Origin of the sequence: Anaeromonas frigoriresistens, from assembly GCF_016820655.1 — a bacterium.
GTDB lineage: Bacteria > Bacillota > Clostridia > Tissierellales > SIT17 > Anaeromonas > Anaeromonas frigoriresistens.
On record NZ_WSFT01000051.1, the window covers coordinates 1 to 15,062 of the forward strand.

The window sequence follows — 15,062 nt, forward strand, 5'->3', positions numbered from 1 at the left end:
AGAAATAGATGAAGAAGAATTAGAGGAACCCACAGGAGAAATAGATGAAGAAGAATTAGAGGAGCACACAGAAGAAATAGATGAAGAAGAATTAGAAGAACCCACAGAAGAAGATGAGGAAATGTCAAAAGAAAAACCTATAACAAGATTTATAAAAAAACGAAAGAAAGTTATTATAGGTATTGTGACTTTTGTTTGTACTTTACTTGTAATTTATTTTTGTATGGTAAGATACTATACTGAACATTTTTATTTCAATAGCGAAATTAATGGAATAAATGTTTCAGGGAAAACCTTAGAAGAAGCAAAAGAAGTAATGTCATCGGAGATTCAGAGTTATACATTAAATATAAAAGAACGTGGGGGAAAAGTTGAAGAAGTAAAAGCTGATGAAATAGGATTAAGATATAGGTCAGAAAATGACTTAAAGAATTTTAAAGATAGTCAAAATCCTTTTAAATGGATTACAGCTCTACTTACTAAAGAAGAACATAAAATAGATGTAGGATTTACATATGATGAAAAATTATTGAAAGAAAGGATAGATAATCTTTCTTGTTTTAATAGTAATAATATTATTGAACCTAAAAGTCCAGGTCTTAAATATGATAATAATAGCTATATCATTGTAGAAGAAATTCTTGGCAACCAGGTAGATAAGGATATATTATATTCTCATGTAACAGATTCGATACTTAATGAAGTAACTGAAATAGATTTAGAATTAGTAGATTGCTATGTCAAACCTGAATATAATTCAAAGTCTAAAAAGATTATTGAAACTAAAAATACTCTTAATAAATATATATCCTCAAAAATCACATATACTTCTGGTAATCGGAAAGAAGTTGTAGATGGATCAATAATAAATAAATGGATTATAATGGGAGAAGATTATGAAGTTACCCTTGATGATGAAAAGGTAAAAGAATATATAGATGAGCTTGCTAAAAAATTTAATACAGTTGGAACATCAAGAACCTTCACCACATCTTCCGGTAAAACTATAAAAGTTAGTCGAGGTGATTATGGAAAGGCTATTAATAAGACTAAAGAAATAGAAAGTTTAATTTCAGCTATAAAAGAAGGAAAGACTATAACGAAAGAACCGATATATAGCCAAAATACATATTCCAAGGGTAGCAATGATATTGGAAATACCTATGTAGAAATAGATCTGGCCAATCAGCACATATGGTTTTATAAAAATGGTACCTTAATAGTACATGGAGATATTGTTACAGGTAATGTAAAAGCAGGTCATACAACACCTAAAGGTATTTATAAATTGAAACATAAAGCAAAGAACGTTGTATTGAGAGGTGCGGATTATGCTGCCCCTGTTACTTATTGGATGCCTTTTAATGGAGGGATAGGAATTCATGATGCCAGCTGGAGAAGCACCTTTGGGGGAGATATATATAAGACAAATGGTTCTCATGGTTGCATAAACTCACCTCATAATGTAGCGAAGGCTATTTACAATAATATTAAAGTTGGTACTCCTGTTATTTGTTATTAGCAAATTTATGTATATTATAATGATGACATTTATAAGAGCCAGGACTCTTATAAATGTCATCATTTGTGTTATTTGAAAAAATTTAAGCATTAAATTATAACAATATTTTGATATAATAAGGTGTATATTTAATATATTAGGAGATGATTATAAAATGAAAATTAAGTATCTGGGGCATTCTGCTTTTTTGGTTGAAGGTAGAGAAATAAAAGCTTTAATTGACCCATTTATCAGTGGGAATCCAAATAGTGGTATAAGCGTGGATAAGCTAAAAAATATAACTCATATTTTTGTTACTCATGGACATGGAGATCACTTAGGAGATACAGTGAAAATTGCAAAGGATAATAATTCAATGGTAATATGCAATTTCGAGATTGGTCAGTATTTAACTGATGATGGTTTAAATGTACATACTATGCATATAGGAGGAAGGAGATCATTTGAATTTGGAAGGGTTAAGATGACCCCTGCTTTACATGGATCTGGAGTATATAATGGAGAATTTTTTATGGATGGTGGTAATCCCTGTGGATTTGTAATTGAGATAGATGGAAAGAAGGTTTACCATGCAGGGGATACTGGACTTACTATGGATATGAAGTTGTTAGAGTACGAAAAAATTGATGTAGCATTAATTCCTATAGGAGGGAATTTTACCATGGATATAGAGGATGCAGTAAGAGCAGTAGATTTCATAAAACCTAACTTAGTTATTCCCATGCATTATAGTACATTTCCAGTGATAAAAGCTAATCCTAAAGAATTTAGTAATGGTGTTAAAGATACAAAAGTGAAAATACTAGCTGTAGGGGAAATGATTGAAATCTAGATTTTAAGATATTTTTAATATTTGCTTATAAACAATATTGAAAAAGAGATATGAATAAATAAGAATATGGTATACTACATCTAATAAAATACATATAAGACTAGTAAATAAAGGAGTGGAATAATGAAGTTTTGTTGGAGTACATTAAAGGTAAATAATATGAATGAATCTTTGGAATTTTATCAAGAAATAATAGGGTTAACTATTGATAGAAACTTTAAGGCAGGTCCAGGTATGGAAATAGCATTTTTAGGAAATGGAGAAACTAAAGTTGAATTAATCTATGATGAAAATGATAAAGAAATAAATGTAGGTGAAGATATTTCATTAGGATTTGAAGTGGATTCAGTTGATGATATGATTAGATATGTTAAAGAAAAAGGTATAGAAATTCATAGTGGACCATTTCAACCCAACCCTTATACTAGGTTTTTCTATGTAAAGGATCCTAATGGATTAAAAATTCAATTTATAGAAAATAAATAAAATGAGTATATGTAGTTAAATAGTACCTTCTTTAGAAGGTACTATTTTTATTGCCTAAAAAAAGTTAGTTAATATAAATTCTAAATTGATGATAAGTATAAATGCTAGAGGCTAGAGAAAACATAGGAAGACAATTAGTGTTATAAAGATATTTTATATATAAGAATTAATTTCCTGAAAAGTATTTACAAAAAATAATTTATAGTTGATAATAATATTAACAGTGTTAAATATTAGGAAGGAGGTTAATAATGAAGAGATATAATAAAGTAAAGAAAATATTATTATTAATATTAGTGGTAGTATTAGTAATATCAGGGGGATTTGTTTTAAGTATTCGTTCTAAACTTGAAGATTTTAGTGAAGAAGTAAGTAGTATAGAGGTTCAAGAAATAGATTTATCTAAAATAAATGATGGTACGTATACAGGTAAATACTATGTCAATGAAACGGTAGGTGCTATTGTGGAAGTTACTATAAAAGAAAATAATATTACTGATATTATATTTATTGAACATAAATATGGCAAAGGAAAAAAAGCAGAAGTTATAACAGGTTCAGTTATTGAAGAACAGAGCTTAGAGGTAGATACTATTTCAGGTGCTACTGGAAGTAGTATAGTTATATTGAAGGCGATAGAGGATGCATTGATTTCGTCTTATTAATATTTTTATCTTTAACAAGTTCATATCAATATCGGGTGAACTATTCGAATACAGAAAAAAGGCTTATCTAACTATATGATAGGCCTTTTATTAATTTTAAGTTATTTATTGTTTTTATTATTGTTTTTCTTCTTATTATTATTATTATTATTAAAATCAAATTCATTAGCCATTTCTAAATTGAAGTTATCATTTTTATTATCATTTTTCATTCTATTTTTATTATTTTTGTTATTATTATTTTTCATTATATTCACCTCCTATCTTAGCCTTAATATTTTTCCCAGAATTAAGATTAAAATTCACAATATTTTATTAGTAATTTAACTAAATAATTGACAAATATATATATAGTTAGTACACTTATAATAAGCACACTAACAAAAGGAGGACATATAATGGAAAATTTATCTTATATTTTAATTAAGGTATCAAGGCATTTAAAAAATAGCTTAGATAAAGAATTAAAAGAATATAAAGTTACAGCTTCACAATTTTCAGTATTAAATCAAATAGCATTTAAAAATGGCAAAATAACATCAGCAGAGATTTCTAGTCGTTTAAGCTCTGATAGACCTACTATATCAGGAATAATAAACAGACTCGAAGAAAATGGATTTTTAGAAAAGCTAGATAATCCAAAAGATAAGCGTTCAGCTTATTTAAAACTAACAAATGAAACTATTGATTTAGTAAAAGATTTAAGAGCTACATCGGATAAGTTGAACAATGAAATATTTGGTGATTTTAAAGAAAATGAAATTAAGGATATTAAAAAATATCTATTAAGAATAGTGGAAAAAGTGGAGGAATAATAATGGGTAAAATTTTATTAACAGGAATTTCTGGGAATGTAGGAAGTGCAGTTTTTGAATATTTAAAGGAAGAAGGGGTTCAATTTGTCTCAGGAGTTAGAAGTCCTAATAAATATGAAAAAAAATATCCAAATCTCACTTTTGTAAAATTAGATTTGGAAGATCTATCAACTTATAAATCGGCTTTATCAGGAATAGAAAAAGTATTTTTAATTCGTCCTCCACAATTAACTGATGTTGAAGGAATATTTAAACCTTTTATAACTTCTTGTAAAGAAGTAAAAATAAAGCAAATTGTATTTTTATCTTTATTAGGAGTAGAAAAAAATCCTTTTCCTCCCCATTATAAAATTGAAAAAGCTATTGTGAACTCCGGGATTCCTTATACCTTTATTCGTCCAAGCTTTTTTATGCAAAATTTATCTACTACTCATACTGAAGATATTAGAGAGAACAATGACCTATTCATTCCTTCGGGGAAAGCTAGAGTTAGCTTTATAGATACTCGTGATATAGGGGAAATCATCGGAAAAACTTTAATAGAAGATGGACACTTAAATGAAGCGTATACTTTAACTGGTCCCGAAGCTATTGATTATTACTATGTAGCTGATAAAATGAGTAAAATATTAGGTAGAGAAATAATATATTCTAATCCCGGATTACTGAAATTTAGAAAAGAAATGATTAGTAGGGGAACAAAAAAAGAATTTGCAACAGTAATGTCAGTATTATATCTTACCACAAAGCTTGGTATGGCTAATCATGTTACGAATACATCAGAAAAGATACTGGGAAGAAAACCTAGAACCATTATAAATTTTATTGAAGATTATAAGGAAGTATGGATGTAGATTACTAAAACAAACAATAATGATAGCAGGGGGAATAGGTATTACTCCTTATAGGGTGGTATTAAAGGAATTGGTAGAAGGTAATACAGAAATCCCTAGAATAGTAAGATTATTTTATAGTGATAGTAATGAAGAATATCTATATAAAGAGGAATTTGATAAATTGAAAAGAGATTCTCATATTACTATAGAATATATAAAAAATAGAGAATACTTTACAAAAGAGATTAAAGAATTCTCTAATTAATATAAAAATGAAGGTAATTATTTTATTATAGGTTCTAAGAAAATGATTAGTTCTATTAAAGATTTACTAAAGAAAGAAAACATTAAAAGATCTCATATAGTTAAAGATACAAAGGGGTAGAGTGAATCTACCTTTTGTACCCATGCATTAAGATACATTCCAGTAATAAAGGTTAATCCAAAAGAATTTCAAATAAAAGGCAAAGATGCAGAAGTATAGGTAATGTTAATAGAGGAAACGATAGATGTAATGTGTTTTTATAGTTTCTAAAGTGATTATAGATCATAAATAAGTCTAAATATCTTAAATACATATAATTAATTATTTAAGTAATAATAAATATATGCTATTTAAGGAGTGAGAATATGAAAAATAATAGAATAAATATTGCATTAATTCTTGTAATATTAATTATATTTATCACTTATTTCACATTTATGAAGTTAACTTATGATAAGGATATTATGGCTAAGTTAGAACTAGCAGAAAACTATGCCAGACAAGAAAATTGGGACCAAGTAACTAAAGAGTCTAAAGAATTAAAAGAGATTTGGAATAGCTCTAAAGCATTAATAATGTTTAATTTTGCGGAAGCAGAGTATTCTTTATTTGAAAACCATATTGACTATATTATAGGAGGAGCAGAAGCAAAACAGCTAGATACCACATTAGTACATATATTAGCAGCCCAAGATTTATGGGAGAACTCTAAACAAGTGGTACCTGAACCTTAAGGAGTGATATTATGTCCATAATGATTTATATATTAAGATGTATGTTAATGTTATTAGTTACATGGGCTGGAGTAAGATTAATAGGAAAAAAATCTATTGTTGAAATGACCTCCTATGATTTTGCAGCCATAATGTTATTAACTACAATAGCTGCTGAACCTTTAGTTTTTAAAATAGCCTCTAAGGCTACAGTTGGAGTATTCAGTACAATAGTAGGAACTTTAATTATAGGTAATTTATCTTTAAGAAAATTTTTTTATAACCTGGACTCTAAACCAACCATTATTATAGTGGAAGGAAAGATTATAGATAAAGAATTAAAGAGAACTCGCATGAATGTACCATTGCTCTTATCAGAATTAAGAAATAAAGGTTATCAAAATGTATCAGATATTAAATATGCCATTATAGAGCCTAGTGGTAAATTATCTGTAATTGCTAAATCTCAAGTAAGTCCAGTAACCCCAAAGGAAATGGGTATTCCTACAGCACCAGTTAATTTGAGTTTTCCTCTTATTATAGATGGAATAGTAGATGATAATAATCTAAGTTTTCTTAATAAGGATAGAAAATGGCTAATAGATCAGTTGCAGGCTTTTGAAGTAGGAAACTTTAATGAAGTAATTTTAGCTCAATATGATTCATCGGGCCAGTTATTTGTAAATGTAAAAAATAAACAATTAAAAATTCCTAATATTTTTTAATTATTTCTATATATAGTGAACATACTAATTGTTGAAAATATAAAAAGGAGATGAGTCTATGACTACAATTAATAAATTAGAAAAAGCCTTATCAAGTGCTAAGGGTTTATCAGCGGATTTAAAAACTTTCTCAATGGATACAAATGATCAAAATGCAAAACAAATGTTTAATATGCTTTCAACTAATGCAGAAAATATGGCTCAAATGCTTCAGAATAGAGTTAACTATGTAAAGAATGAAGAGCCTCAATATAATCAACAACAATAAACTAAAATCATGAGAATTTGATGATAAAAATATCTGAGTAGGTATATGCTCAGATATTTTTATATGTATTATTATATTATTTTAACGAAAGGATAATTTCAGAATATAAACAATATAAGTTTTATTGTGGTTATTATATAAAACATAAGAGACGATGTTTGTTAGATAACTATAGTAAAGAAAGAAGATTTAAATAATATAATCTATGGGTATACATATATTGATAGTCATATAGGGACATTATAAAAAGACTTTTCTAAAATTCATTCCATTTGGTAAGTGTTAATTATTATCATTTAATTAATATTTTCAATAATATTTTCAATAATATCTTGAATTTATTTTTAATAAATGATATAATTTCAAGGTAACTAAAGATTGTTACATAAAAAACAAAGGAGGGGATTGATAGTGAAATTTAAAGCACTATTATTATCAATAGTTTTAGCTGTTGCATTACTTGCAGGATGCGGAGCTGATGATACTAAAGAAACAAGTGAGCCTCAAACAGAGGAAACAAATGAGGAGGCAACAAACGAAGAAGAAAATAATGAAGAAGAAACAGATGCAACTACTACAGCTTCTATCGTAGATGATGAAGATGCATTTAAAGAAGCAATTAGTGCTGATGGTACTTGGATTATTGCTACATTAGATGATTTATCATTTGATGAAGAACTTGTTCTAGAAGGTGAATTCTATGACAAAGATGATGAATCTAGTGATTTATATCGTAAAATTGGATTATATGAGCAAGATGAAGAGAGAAATGTAACTGCTAGATATAGTTTAACAGCTCCAAAGTTAACTATTAAAAGTCCAAATGCTAAGATTCAAAGTGGAACATTTGTAGGAGATATCTACGTTGAAGCTGAAGGATTTAAATTAGTAGATACTAAAGTAGAAGGAAATGTATATTTTGCAAGCGAAGAATACAAAGAGTCTTTTGAGCAAGATGAAAAAAGTGAAGTTACTGGAGAAGTAGCAGTACAAGAATAATAAAATGATATTTAAATACTAGTAGATATATATCTACTAGTATTTTTTTTGTTGTAATTTATATTTAATATTTGACAATATGATATAATAAAGAGTATAATGTATTTAACACCGTTAAACATATTAACATAATTAAAAGGAGAAATTATATATGGGAATTAAAGAACGAAAAGAACGGGAAAAAAATGAAAAAAGAGAACTTATATTAAAAGCAGCCAATGAAATAATTAAAGAGGAAGGAATAGAGAAAGTTTCTATCAGAAAAATTGCAAAAAAAATAGAATATTCACCACCTATTGTATATCATTATTTTAAGAATAAAGAAGATATTATAAATCAGCTTATGATTAAAGGATATGGAAAGATACTTAAATCTATTTCTATTGAAGATAAATCAATGATGAATCCAGAAGATAGACTTAGAAAAACAATAAAGAAATACATTTATAGTTCATTAGAAAACTCTGAAGAATATAAAAATTTATTACTTAGTGATTCTACTAATATTCTTGAGCATACTTCCATATTGTATAAAGGTGTATCTCAGGATAGAAAAGCAATGGAAATGTTAGTTGATGTATTAAAAAAAATTTATATTGGAAAAAATATTCAATCAAAAGAATTAGAGTTAGTAGCCCAATCCATCTGGGTATCAATGTTTGGATTAATTATACGCTTAATTATTGAAAAAGATATTGGAGAGGATCAAAGGAAGAGACTAATAGATAGTCATGTAGAGTTTATAATGAATGGTATATATTCTTAATATATTTATCACATATGTCTCTTGGATTTTTTGCATTTGTTTTATGTGTTATGGGATTTTTGTCAGGAATCTCACTAATTAAGAGGAACCTATGGGGATACTTATAAAAATAAGGGGGTAAAAAGAATGAAAAGTATTATAATTTATTCTACAAAATATGGATGTACTGAGAAAGTAGCTGGGATGATAAAAGATAAGATTGATGGAGAAGTTCACCTATTTAATATCTCAAAAGAAAAGCCTAATAATATTGATTATTATGACAATATTATTTTAGGTGGTTCAATCTACGTAGGGAAGATTAGAAAGGATATTAGGAAGTATGCAGAAGAAAATATAGATTTACTTCTTACTAAAAATTTAGGGCTTTTTATATGCGCTGGTCATGTAGATCAAGGAGCTCTCAAACAAGAATTAGACACTGCATTTCCAGAAGAATTAAATAACCATGCTACTGTTAAAGAGATATTAGGTTCAGAAGTTAATTTTAGTAAAATGAAGTTTTTAGATAAAGCCATAATGAAAAAAGTATCAGGATATACAGAAGATACTTCTAATATTGACAAAAAGGATATAGAAAAATTCGTAAATAAATTTAAAAAATTGAGCATATAATTATATGCTCAATTTTTTAAATTTATTTTTTCTTTTATGACTAAATAGTCAGATAATTTGCGTTGTGTGGTTGTATGAGGATCAAAATTTTTCCACTTGAATATAATATCTAATATATATCCTCCAAAAAATGTTACTATAATAGTTCCTAATCCAACAGTTCCTCCTAATAAAAAACCAATAATAAGTACAGTAACTTCAATTGCAGGTTTAATATATTTTACATTTATGCCTGTGATTTTTACTAATCCTACCATAAGTCCATCTCTAGGACCAGCACCTAACTCAAAACTTAAATAGTAAAAAATCCCATAACTTAGAACTATAAGACTAAATAATAAAACAAATATTTTTAATATATAATTTTCTGGGGTTAATGTAAGATTAAAATGGTCTATTAAATCTATAAACAATCCTATAAAATACATATTGAATATTGTGCCAATACCAGGATATATTCTTAGAAATAAAGAAAATAATATGATTGTTAGACCAATTAATTGTGAAACAAAACCAAAACTTAAATTCGTTATTGTAGATAAACCTAAATTTAATGTAGACCATGAGTGCATACCTATTTCTAAGTTTTTCATCTGAGCTAACCCATAGGCACAAAATAAAAATGCAAGAAGTAAGCCCGGAAACTTTTTCATGTCTTTAATTAATAATTCCTTATTTATTATCATTTATTCACCTCTTAATATAGATTTCAATATATTTTATCATATTAGTCTCATAATATCATAATAATTAAATTTATAACTGTAAAAGATATTGATATCATAGTGTAGATAGCAACCCTAAAGGGTATATCTATTATAGCATTCACAAGAAAGGACATGATTGAAATGTATGCTATGTTAAAGAATAGTTTGGAGGATTTTTCAAAACTTTATAAAAAATATATTCTATTTGAATTGATATTTATGATAGTTTCATCCTTTTTATTTGTGCCTTTAATTTCATATATCTATAGCAGGATATTAATATCTATGGGTTCTAGATCATTAATAAACAATGATATTTTAAAAATAGTATTATCCTATGAAGGTATTATAGGATTGCTAATAGTTGCAATATTATCGGTTACATTTATATTTATTGAGTTTGGTGTACTAATAATAATTTCTCAGAAGGAATATTTTGAAAAGGAAATATCTATATTGAATTCTTTTATTACTATTTTGAAAAAAGTACCTAAAATACTTAGTATTGAAATCTTACCCTTAACAATTCTATTATTATTACTAATACCATTTATTGATTTACCAATGTCATCTGAATTAGTACAAGATGTTGATTTGCAGTATTATATCAGAAGAAAAATAATTGATTCGTATAAATATTTAGCTATATATATAACACTAATTTTTTCTTTAGGTTATATATTTTTAAGATTGATATTTACTTTCCATTGTATAGTAATAGAAGGTAAATCTACATTAGAATCTATAAAATGTAGCTGGGAATTAACAGATGATAATGAAATAAGTATATTAATTAAATTAATATTATTTAATTCTATAATTGTTATGTTTGGATTTTTCATTATATCTTCATTAACTTTTATTACAAATGAAATTCAATATACTATAAATAGTAATTATTTAAAAGAACTTTTCATTACTTTATCAGGTTATGTTACCTACGCACTAATATTATTATTACTGCCAGTTAATGTAATATTTATTACTAGATTATATTATAGTCGAAATCTTAAAATAGAAGGAAAAGTGACTGATAAATTAGTACCTTATACAAACTATTCTATAAGTAAATTAGAAAATAAATTTTATAATTTACTATATAACAGAAGACATATTGTAATATTAATATCTATAGTTGCTTTAATTATTACTTTTTCTATTAACTATTTTTTAAATAAAGATATTATGTATTTAGGAAGAAATATTTCTGTAGCTGGACATAGAGGAGATATGGTTAGTGCTCCAGAAAACTCTCTAAGTAGTATCAGGTCTGCATTAAATAAAAATATAAAATATATAGAAGTAGATGTCCAAACTACAAAAGATGGTATTGTAATTTTATACCATGATATTAATTTGAGAAGATTAGCAGGACTTTCAAAAAACATTTCAGAATTAACCTATATAGAACTATCGGAGATAGATATAGGAGCTGGATTTTCTAATAAATTTGAAGGTGAACGTATTCCTACTTTAGATGATACTTTAGAAGAAGTCAAAGGAAAAGCTCAACTTATAATAGAATTAAAAGCATATAATAGTAATGATGAATTAGTAGAAAAGGTTATCAATATAATAGAGGAAAACAATATGGAGAGTGAAGTTTATATACAATCTTTTGATTACAATCTTTTAAAAAAAGTAAGAAGTATTAATAACAATATTAAAATAGGACAAATAATGTATATTGCAGCTGGAGATTTATCATATTTAGATGTGGACTTCTATTCCATAGAGAAGAGTATGTTATCGAATAAGATTATACAACATGGTAGAAGTAATAATAGGGAAATATGGGTATGGACTGTTAATAATGAGGATAATATAAAAGAAACATTAAAATATGATATAGATGGAATAATAACCGATTATCCATTAAAGGTAAAAGAGATTATTGAATTTAGTTTCTAATCTTTTTAAAACTCTATTATAATAATCTAGTAAGAATAATTTATATATTAATATACAAATAATATTATAAATTATTTGGAGGAATAAAAATGCAAATAGAACCCTTTCTAATTACAAGGAAAATTAAATATACAAAACACAGTCTCTAATTAGAGGCTGTATTTTGTATGGGTTTTAAAAAAATTGGGTATATATAAATATATGATATATTATTTGGATTTTATTGTAGATTAATATGGTAATTGGTCATAATATGATATACTAAATGAATCTAGCAAATTTAGTTACTATACATAAATATTAATAAATGAATAGGAAAAAAGTAAGGAGGAATAAAAATGTCTAAAATTGCATTAGTTACTGACTCAACATGTGATCTACCTCAAGAGATTATAAAAAGGTACGATATAAAAATATTACCATTGAAGGTGATATATTCAAATGCAGAATATAAAGATAGAGTAGATATCACACCTGAAGAGATATATTCTAGATTTGATGAAGAGATACCAAAAACTTCTTTACCATCCCTAGGTGAGTGTATTGATTTATTTAATAAGTTAGAAAGTGAAGGGTATACTCATCTAATAGTTACAACTATTTCTAGCGGGTTAAGTGGTACTATTAATATGATAAGAAATGCAAAAAGCGCAATAGAAAATCTCGTGATTGAGATTATAGACTCTAAATCTTTAAGTATGGGACTAGGTTATCCTGTACTAGAAGGAGCAAAAGAACTAGAGAAGACTAAAGATTATCATAAGACCATAAAGAAAATAAAAGAAGTGATTTCTAGAACAGATACATATTATGTTGTTAAAACATTAGAGTATCTTAAAAAGGGTGGAAGAATAGGCAGAGTTGAAGGTACGATAGGAGATCTATTAAGAATAAAACCCATTATATCAATAAATGAAGAAGGCGTATATTATACCTATAAAAAGATTAGAGGAAGAAAAAGATCTTTAAAAGCTTTATATAATTTAGTTAAAGAAAGAGCGGAAAAATGCATGATAAATGTGGCAGTTGCCCATGGAGATGCCTACGATGAAGGAATAGATCTGTTAGATAAGATAAAGAAAATAAAAAACGTTAAGGAAGTAACTTTAACTCAGATTAGTCCAGTCTTAGTAGTCCATACAGGTCCAGGCCTTGTGGGGGTTATTGTTTCTGATCGTATATAACTATCATAAATAGGGGATTTTATGTCTTATTTTATTAGAGTAGTCTTCTTTATAGGGATAGGTATAATTCTATTATTTATATTGTCTTTGATTGGATTTTATTTATATAGAAAAAGACAATTAGATAAAATTAAGATAATTAAATTTATAAACGATAATGAAAAAACCTTTTCAACTTATAATATTCATAATAATATTTTTAAAAACAAAAAAGCAAGCTATGTAATAAGTTTATTGCAAGAGCTTGAAAATGAAAATATTATAAAACGGATAGAGATAGGAAATTCAGAAGAAAATGGACTTTGGGAGCATATTCAAGGATAATAAAAAATCCACTTTAAATTGTAATTTAGAGTGGATTTTTTTGTTGTTCTAGGGAAAATTATAATAATAACATAGAAAGGAGATTATTTATGGATAAAAATTCGAAAGATAGTTTTAATGATAGAGATATAGATAATCCATATTTTTATCAACATCAAGAAGAAGATGTAAAACTCATGGATAGAAATATGATTAAAGAAGAAAAAGAGAAAAGAAAAAATAAAACTAACAAATTTAATAAAAAGAATTAATAAAGATAAATAAAAATCTTTAAAACATATGTTTTAAAGATTTTTATTTATCAGACTTTAACCCTGACCCGCATAGAGGAATTATAACCTTACCTTTTATTTTATTATTCTTATTATACTCTAGAAATGCAGCATATGTAGCTGCTGTAGTAGGTTCTACATAAAATCCAATTTTTGACAGCTTGTTTTTAGCTTCGATTATTTTATCTTCAGGAGCTAAGATAATAGTGCCTTTTGTCTCTTTAATTGCTTTAATGATCTGACTACCTCGCATAGGATTAGCTATAGCTATTCCTTCTGCTATTGTTCCAGTATTTACTACTGAAGATACTGTGTTATTATTTGTGTTAAAAGCATTATATATAGGAGCACATCCTTCTGTTTGAACAGCGATTATTTTAGGTAACTTTTTAATTAATTTACTATATAGTAGTTCTCTAAATCCATAATAACATCCCAATAATAATGTACCATTTCCTACAGGAACTATTATGTTTTCTGGTATATCTCCATTTAATTGTTCCCAAATTTCATAAGCATATGTTTTTGTCCCCTGATAAAAGAGAGGATTATACACATGACTGGCATAAAACCCTTCTCCATTAGCAATAGCATTAAGAGCAGCTTTTGCAGTATCTTCTCGAGAGCCCTTTATTATATGTACATTTGCTCCATGGGAAGAAATTTGTTTTATTTTTTTTGAGGAAGTATTTTCTGGTACATATATATCACATTTAATACCAGCTCTACTAGCATAGGCAGCTATTGAATTACCAGCATTACCACTACTATCTTGTATGACCTTTGTCACACCTAATTCTTTAGCCTTTGATATTAGTACTGCAGCACCTCTATCTTTAAATGAAGAGGTAGGCATCATATAATCTAATTTAACTAAAATATCGTTATTATGTGGATATAAAGGAACGATAGCCGTTAACCCTTCTCCCATGCTAACCATCTTCCATAGATTAGTATTATGTGAAAAAGGTAATACATCGAGATACCTGAACATACTCCACTCATTAGAGAGAATTAAATCTCTTGAAAAAATATACTGTGTCTTTTTTAAATCAAATAAACCACCACATTGGCATTTATAAATTTCATTAGATAAATTATACTCTTTGTGACAATCGGAGCAAATATACTTTAAATTCATAAATTAACCTCCCAAA

General features: G+C 26.8%; 20 protein-coding genes. 17 read left to right on the forward strand and 3 right to left on the reverse strand.

Features of this window, described 5'->3' with window-relative positions:
• The 4 genes from GOQ27_RS13580 to GOQ27_RS13595 all read left to right on the forward strand — a co-directional run.
• Positions 1-1,522: L,D-transpeptidase family protein (locus GOQ27_RS13580; protein WP_484477132.1), on the forward strand; the 1,522-nt coding region annotated here is incomplete at its 5' end.
• 154 nt (positions 1,523-1,676) lie between these two features.
• Positions 1,677-2,354, forward strand: a complete 678-nt coding sequence (locus GOQ27_RS13585; protein WP_203367423.1) for a metal-dependent hydrolase — start codon at positions 1,677-1,679, stop codon at positions 2,352-2,354.
• A gap of 123 nt (positions 2,355-2,477) precedes the next feature.
• Positions 2,478-2,840, forward strand: coding sequence for a VOC family protein (locus GOQ27_RS13590; RefSeq protein ID WP_203367424.1), 363 nt, complete (start codon positions 2,478-2,480; stop codon positions 2,838-2,840).
• A 251-nt stretch (positions 2,841-3,091) separates the two neighbouring features.
• Positions 3,092-3,505, forward strand: coding sequence for an FMN-binding protein (locus GOQ27_RS13595; RefSeq protein ID WP_203367425.1), 414 nt, complete (start codon positions 3,092-3,094; stop codon positions 3,503-3,505).
• Between the two features lie 101 nt (positions 3,506-3,606).
• On the opposite strand, the gene GOQ27_RS13600 is transcribed toward GOQ27_RS13595, so the two are convergent.
• A complete protein-coding gene (locus tag GOQ27_RS13600) occupies positions 3,607-3,753 on the reverse strand; it encodes a hypothetical protein (RefSeq protein ID WP_203367426.1) in 147 nt (48 codons plus the stop codon).
• A gap of 150 nt (positions 3,754-3,903) precedes the next feature.
• Here GOQ27_RS13600 and GOQ27_RS13605 point away from each other — a divergent pair, with 150 nt between their 5' ends.
• The 9 genes from GOQ27_RS13605 to GOQ27_RS13645 all read left to right on the forward strand — a co-directional run bounded on the left by GOQ27_RS13605 (position 3,904) and on the right by GOQ27_RS13645 (position 9,507).
• The gene (locus GOQ27_RS13605; protein WP_203367427.1) at positions 3,904-4,320 is read left to right on the forward strand and encodes a MarR family winged helix-turn-helix transcriptional regulator; all 417 of its coding nucleotides are present in this window, start codon (positions 3,904-3,906) and stop codon (positions 4,318-4,320) included.
• Between the two features lie 2 nt (positions 4,321-4,322).
• Positions 4,323-5,174, forward strand: a complete 852-nt coding sequence (locus GOQ27_RS13610) for an SDR family oxidoreductase (RefSeq protein ID WP_203367428.1) — start codon at positions 4,323-4,325, stop codon at positions 5,172-5,174.
• Entirely contained in the window at positions 5,146-5,421 is a 276-nt protein-coding gene (locus GOQ27_RS13615; protein WP_203367429.1) for a ferredoxin reductase domain-containing protein, read from the forward strand. Before GOQ27_RS13610 ends, GOQ27_RS13615 begins: the two co-directional genes overlap by 29 nt.
• A 365-nt stretch (positions 5,422-5,786) precedes the next feature.
• The gene (locus GOQ27_RS13620) at positions 5,787-6,155 is read left to right on the forward strand and encodes an extracellular solute-binding protein (RefSeq protein WP_203367430.1); all 369 of its coding nucleotides are present in this window, start codon (positions 5,787-5,789) and stop codon (positions 6,153-6,155) included.
• A gap of 11 nt (positions 6,156-6,166) precedes the next feature.
• Positions 6,167-6,859 (forward strand): DUF421 domain-containing protein, encoded by a 693-nt coding sequence (locus GOQ27_RS13625; RefSeq protein WP_203367431.1) that lies wholly within the window; start codon positions 6,167-6,169, stop codon positions 6,857-6,859.
• A 58-nt stretch (positions 6,860-6,917) separates the two neighbouring features.
• A complete protein-coding gene (locus tag GOQ27_RS13630) occupies positions 6,918-7,127 on the forward strand; it encodes a DUF1657 domain-containing protein (RefSeq protein ID WP_203367432.1) in 210 nt (69 codons plus the stop codon).
• Between the two features lie 411 nt (positions 7,128-7,538).
• On the forward strand, positions 7,539-8,126 hold the full coding sequence (locus GOQ27_RS13635; protein ID WP_203367433.1) for a hypothetical protein: 588 nt from the start codon (positions 7,539-7,541) through the stop codon (positions 8,124-8,126).
• 151 nt (positions 8,127-8,277) lie between these two features.
• Complete coding sequence (locus GOQ27_RS13640; RefSeq protein ID WP_203367434.1) at positions 8,278-8,892, forward strand: TetR/AcrR family transcriptional regulator; 615 nt, start codon at positions 8,278-8,280, stop codon at positions 8,890-8,892.
• A gap of 126 nt (positions 8,893-9,018) precedes the next feature.
• Positions 9,019-9,507: a flavodoxin domain-containing protein gene (locus tag GOQ27_RS13645; RefSeq protein WP_203367435.1), complete on the forward strand. Its 489-nt coding sequence runs from the start codon at positions 9,019-9,021 to the stop codon at positions 9,505-9,507.
• 8 nt (positions 9,508-9,515) lie between these two features.
• On the opposite strand, the gene GOQ27_RS13650 is transcribed toward GOQ27_RS13645, so the two are convergent.
• Positions 9,516-10,193: a YczE/YyaS/YitT family protein gene (locus GOQ27_RS13650; protein WP_203367436.1), complete on the reverse strand. Its 678-nt coding sequence runs from the start codon at positions 10,191-10,193 to the stop codon at positions 9,516-9,518.
• 153 nt (positions 10,194-10,346) lie between these two features.
• On the opposite strand from GOQ27_RS13650, the gene GOQ27_RS13655 reads away from it, so the two are divergent.
• The 4 genes from GOQ27_RS13655 to GOQ27_RS13670 all read left to right on the forward strand — a co-directional run bounded on the left by GOQ27_RS13655 (position 10,347) and on the right by GOQ27_RS13670 (position 13,884).
• On the forward strand, positions 10,347-12,125 hold the full coding sequence (locus GOQ27_RS13655; protein ID WP_252187852.1) for a glycerophosphoryl diester phosphodiesterase membrane domain-containing protein: 1,779 nt from the start codon (positions 10,347-10,349) through the stop codon (positions 12,123-12,125).
• A gap of 338 nt (positions 12,126-12,463) precedes the next feature.
• A complete protein-coding gene (locus GOQ27_RS13660) occupies positions 12,464-13,309 on the forward strand; it encodes a DegV family protein (protein ID WP_203367437.1) in 846 nt (281 codons plus the stop codon).
• A 21-nt stretch (positions 13,310-13,330) separates the two neighbouring features.
• Positions 13,331-13,633, forward strand: a complete 303-nt coding sequence (locus tag GOQ27_RS13665) for a hypothetical protein (protein WP_203367438.1) — start codon at positions 13,331-13,333, stop codon at positions 13,631-13,633.
• An 89-nt stretch (positions 13,634-13,722) separates the two neighbouring features.
• Entirely contained in the window at positions 13,723-13,884 is a 162-nt protein-coding gene (locus tag GOQ27_RS13670; protein ID WP_203367439.1) for a hypothetical protein, read from the forward strand.
• A gap of 43 nt (positions 13,885-13,927) precedes the next feature.
• Here GOQ27_RS13670 and GOQ27_RS13675 read toward each other — a convergent pair whose 3' ends face one another.
• The gene (locus GOQ27_RS13675; protein ID WP_203367440.1) at positions 13,928-15,046 is read right to left on the reverse strand and encodes a threonine synthase; all 1,119 of its coding nucleotides are present in this window, start codon (positions 15,044-15,046) and stop codon (positions 13,928-13,930) included.
• Positions 15,047-15,062 lie beyond the last annotated feature (16 nt).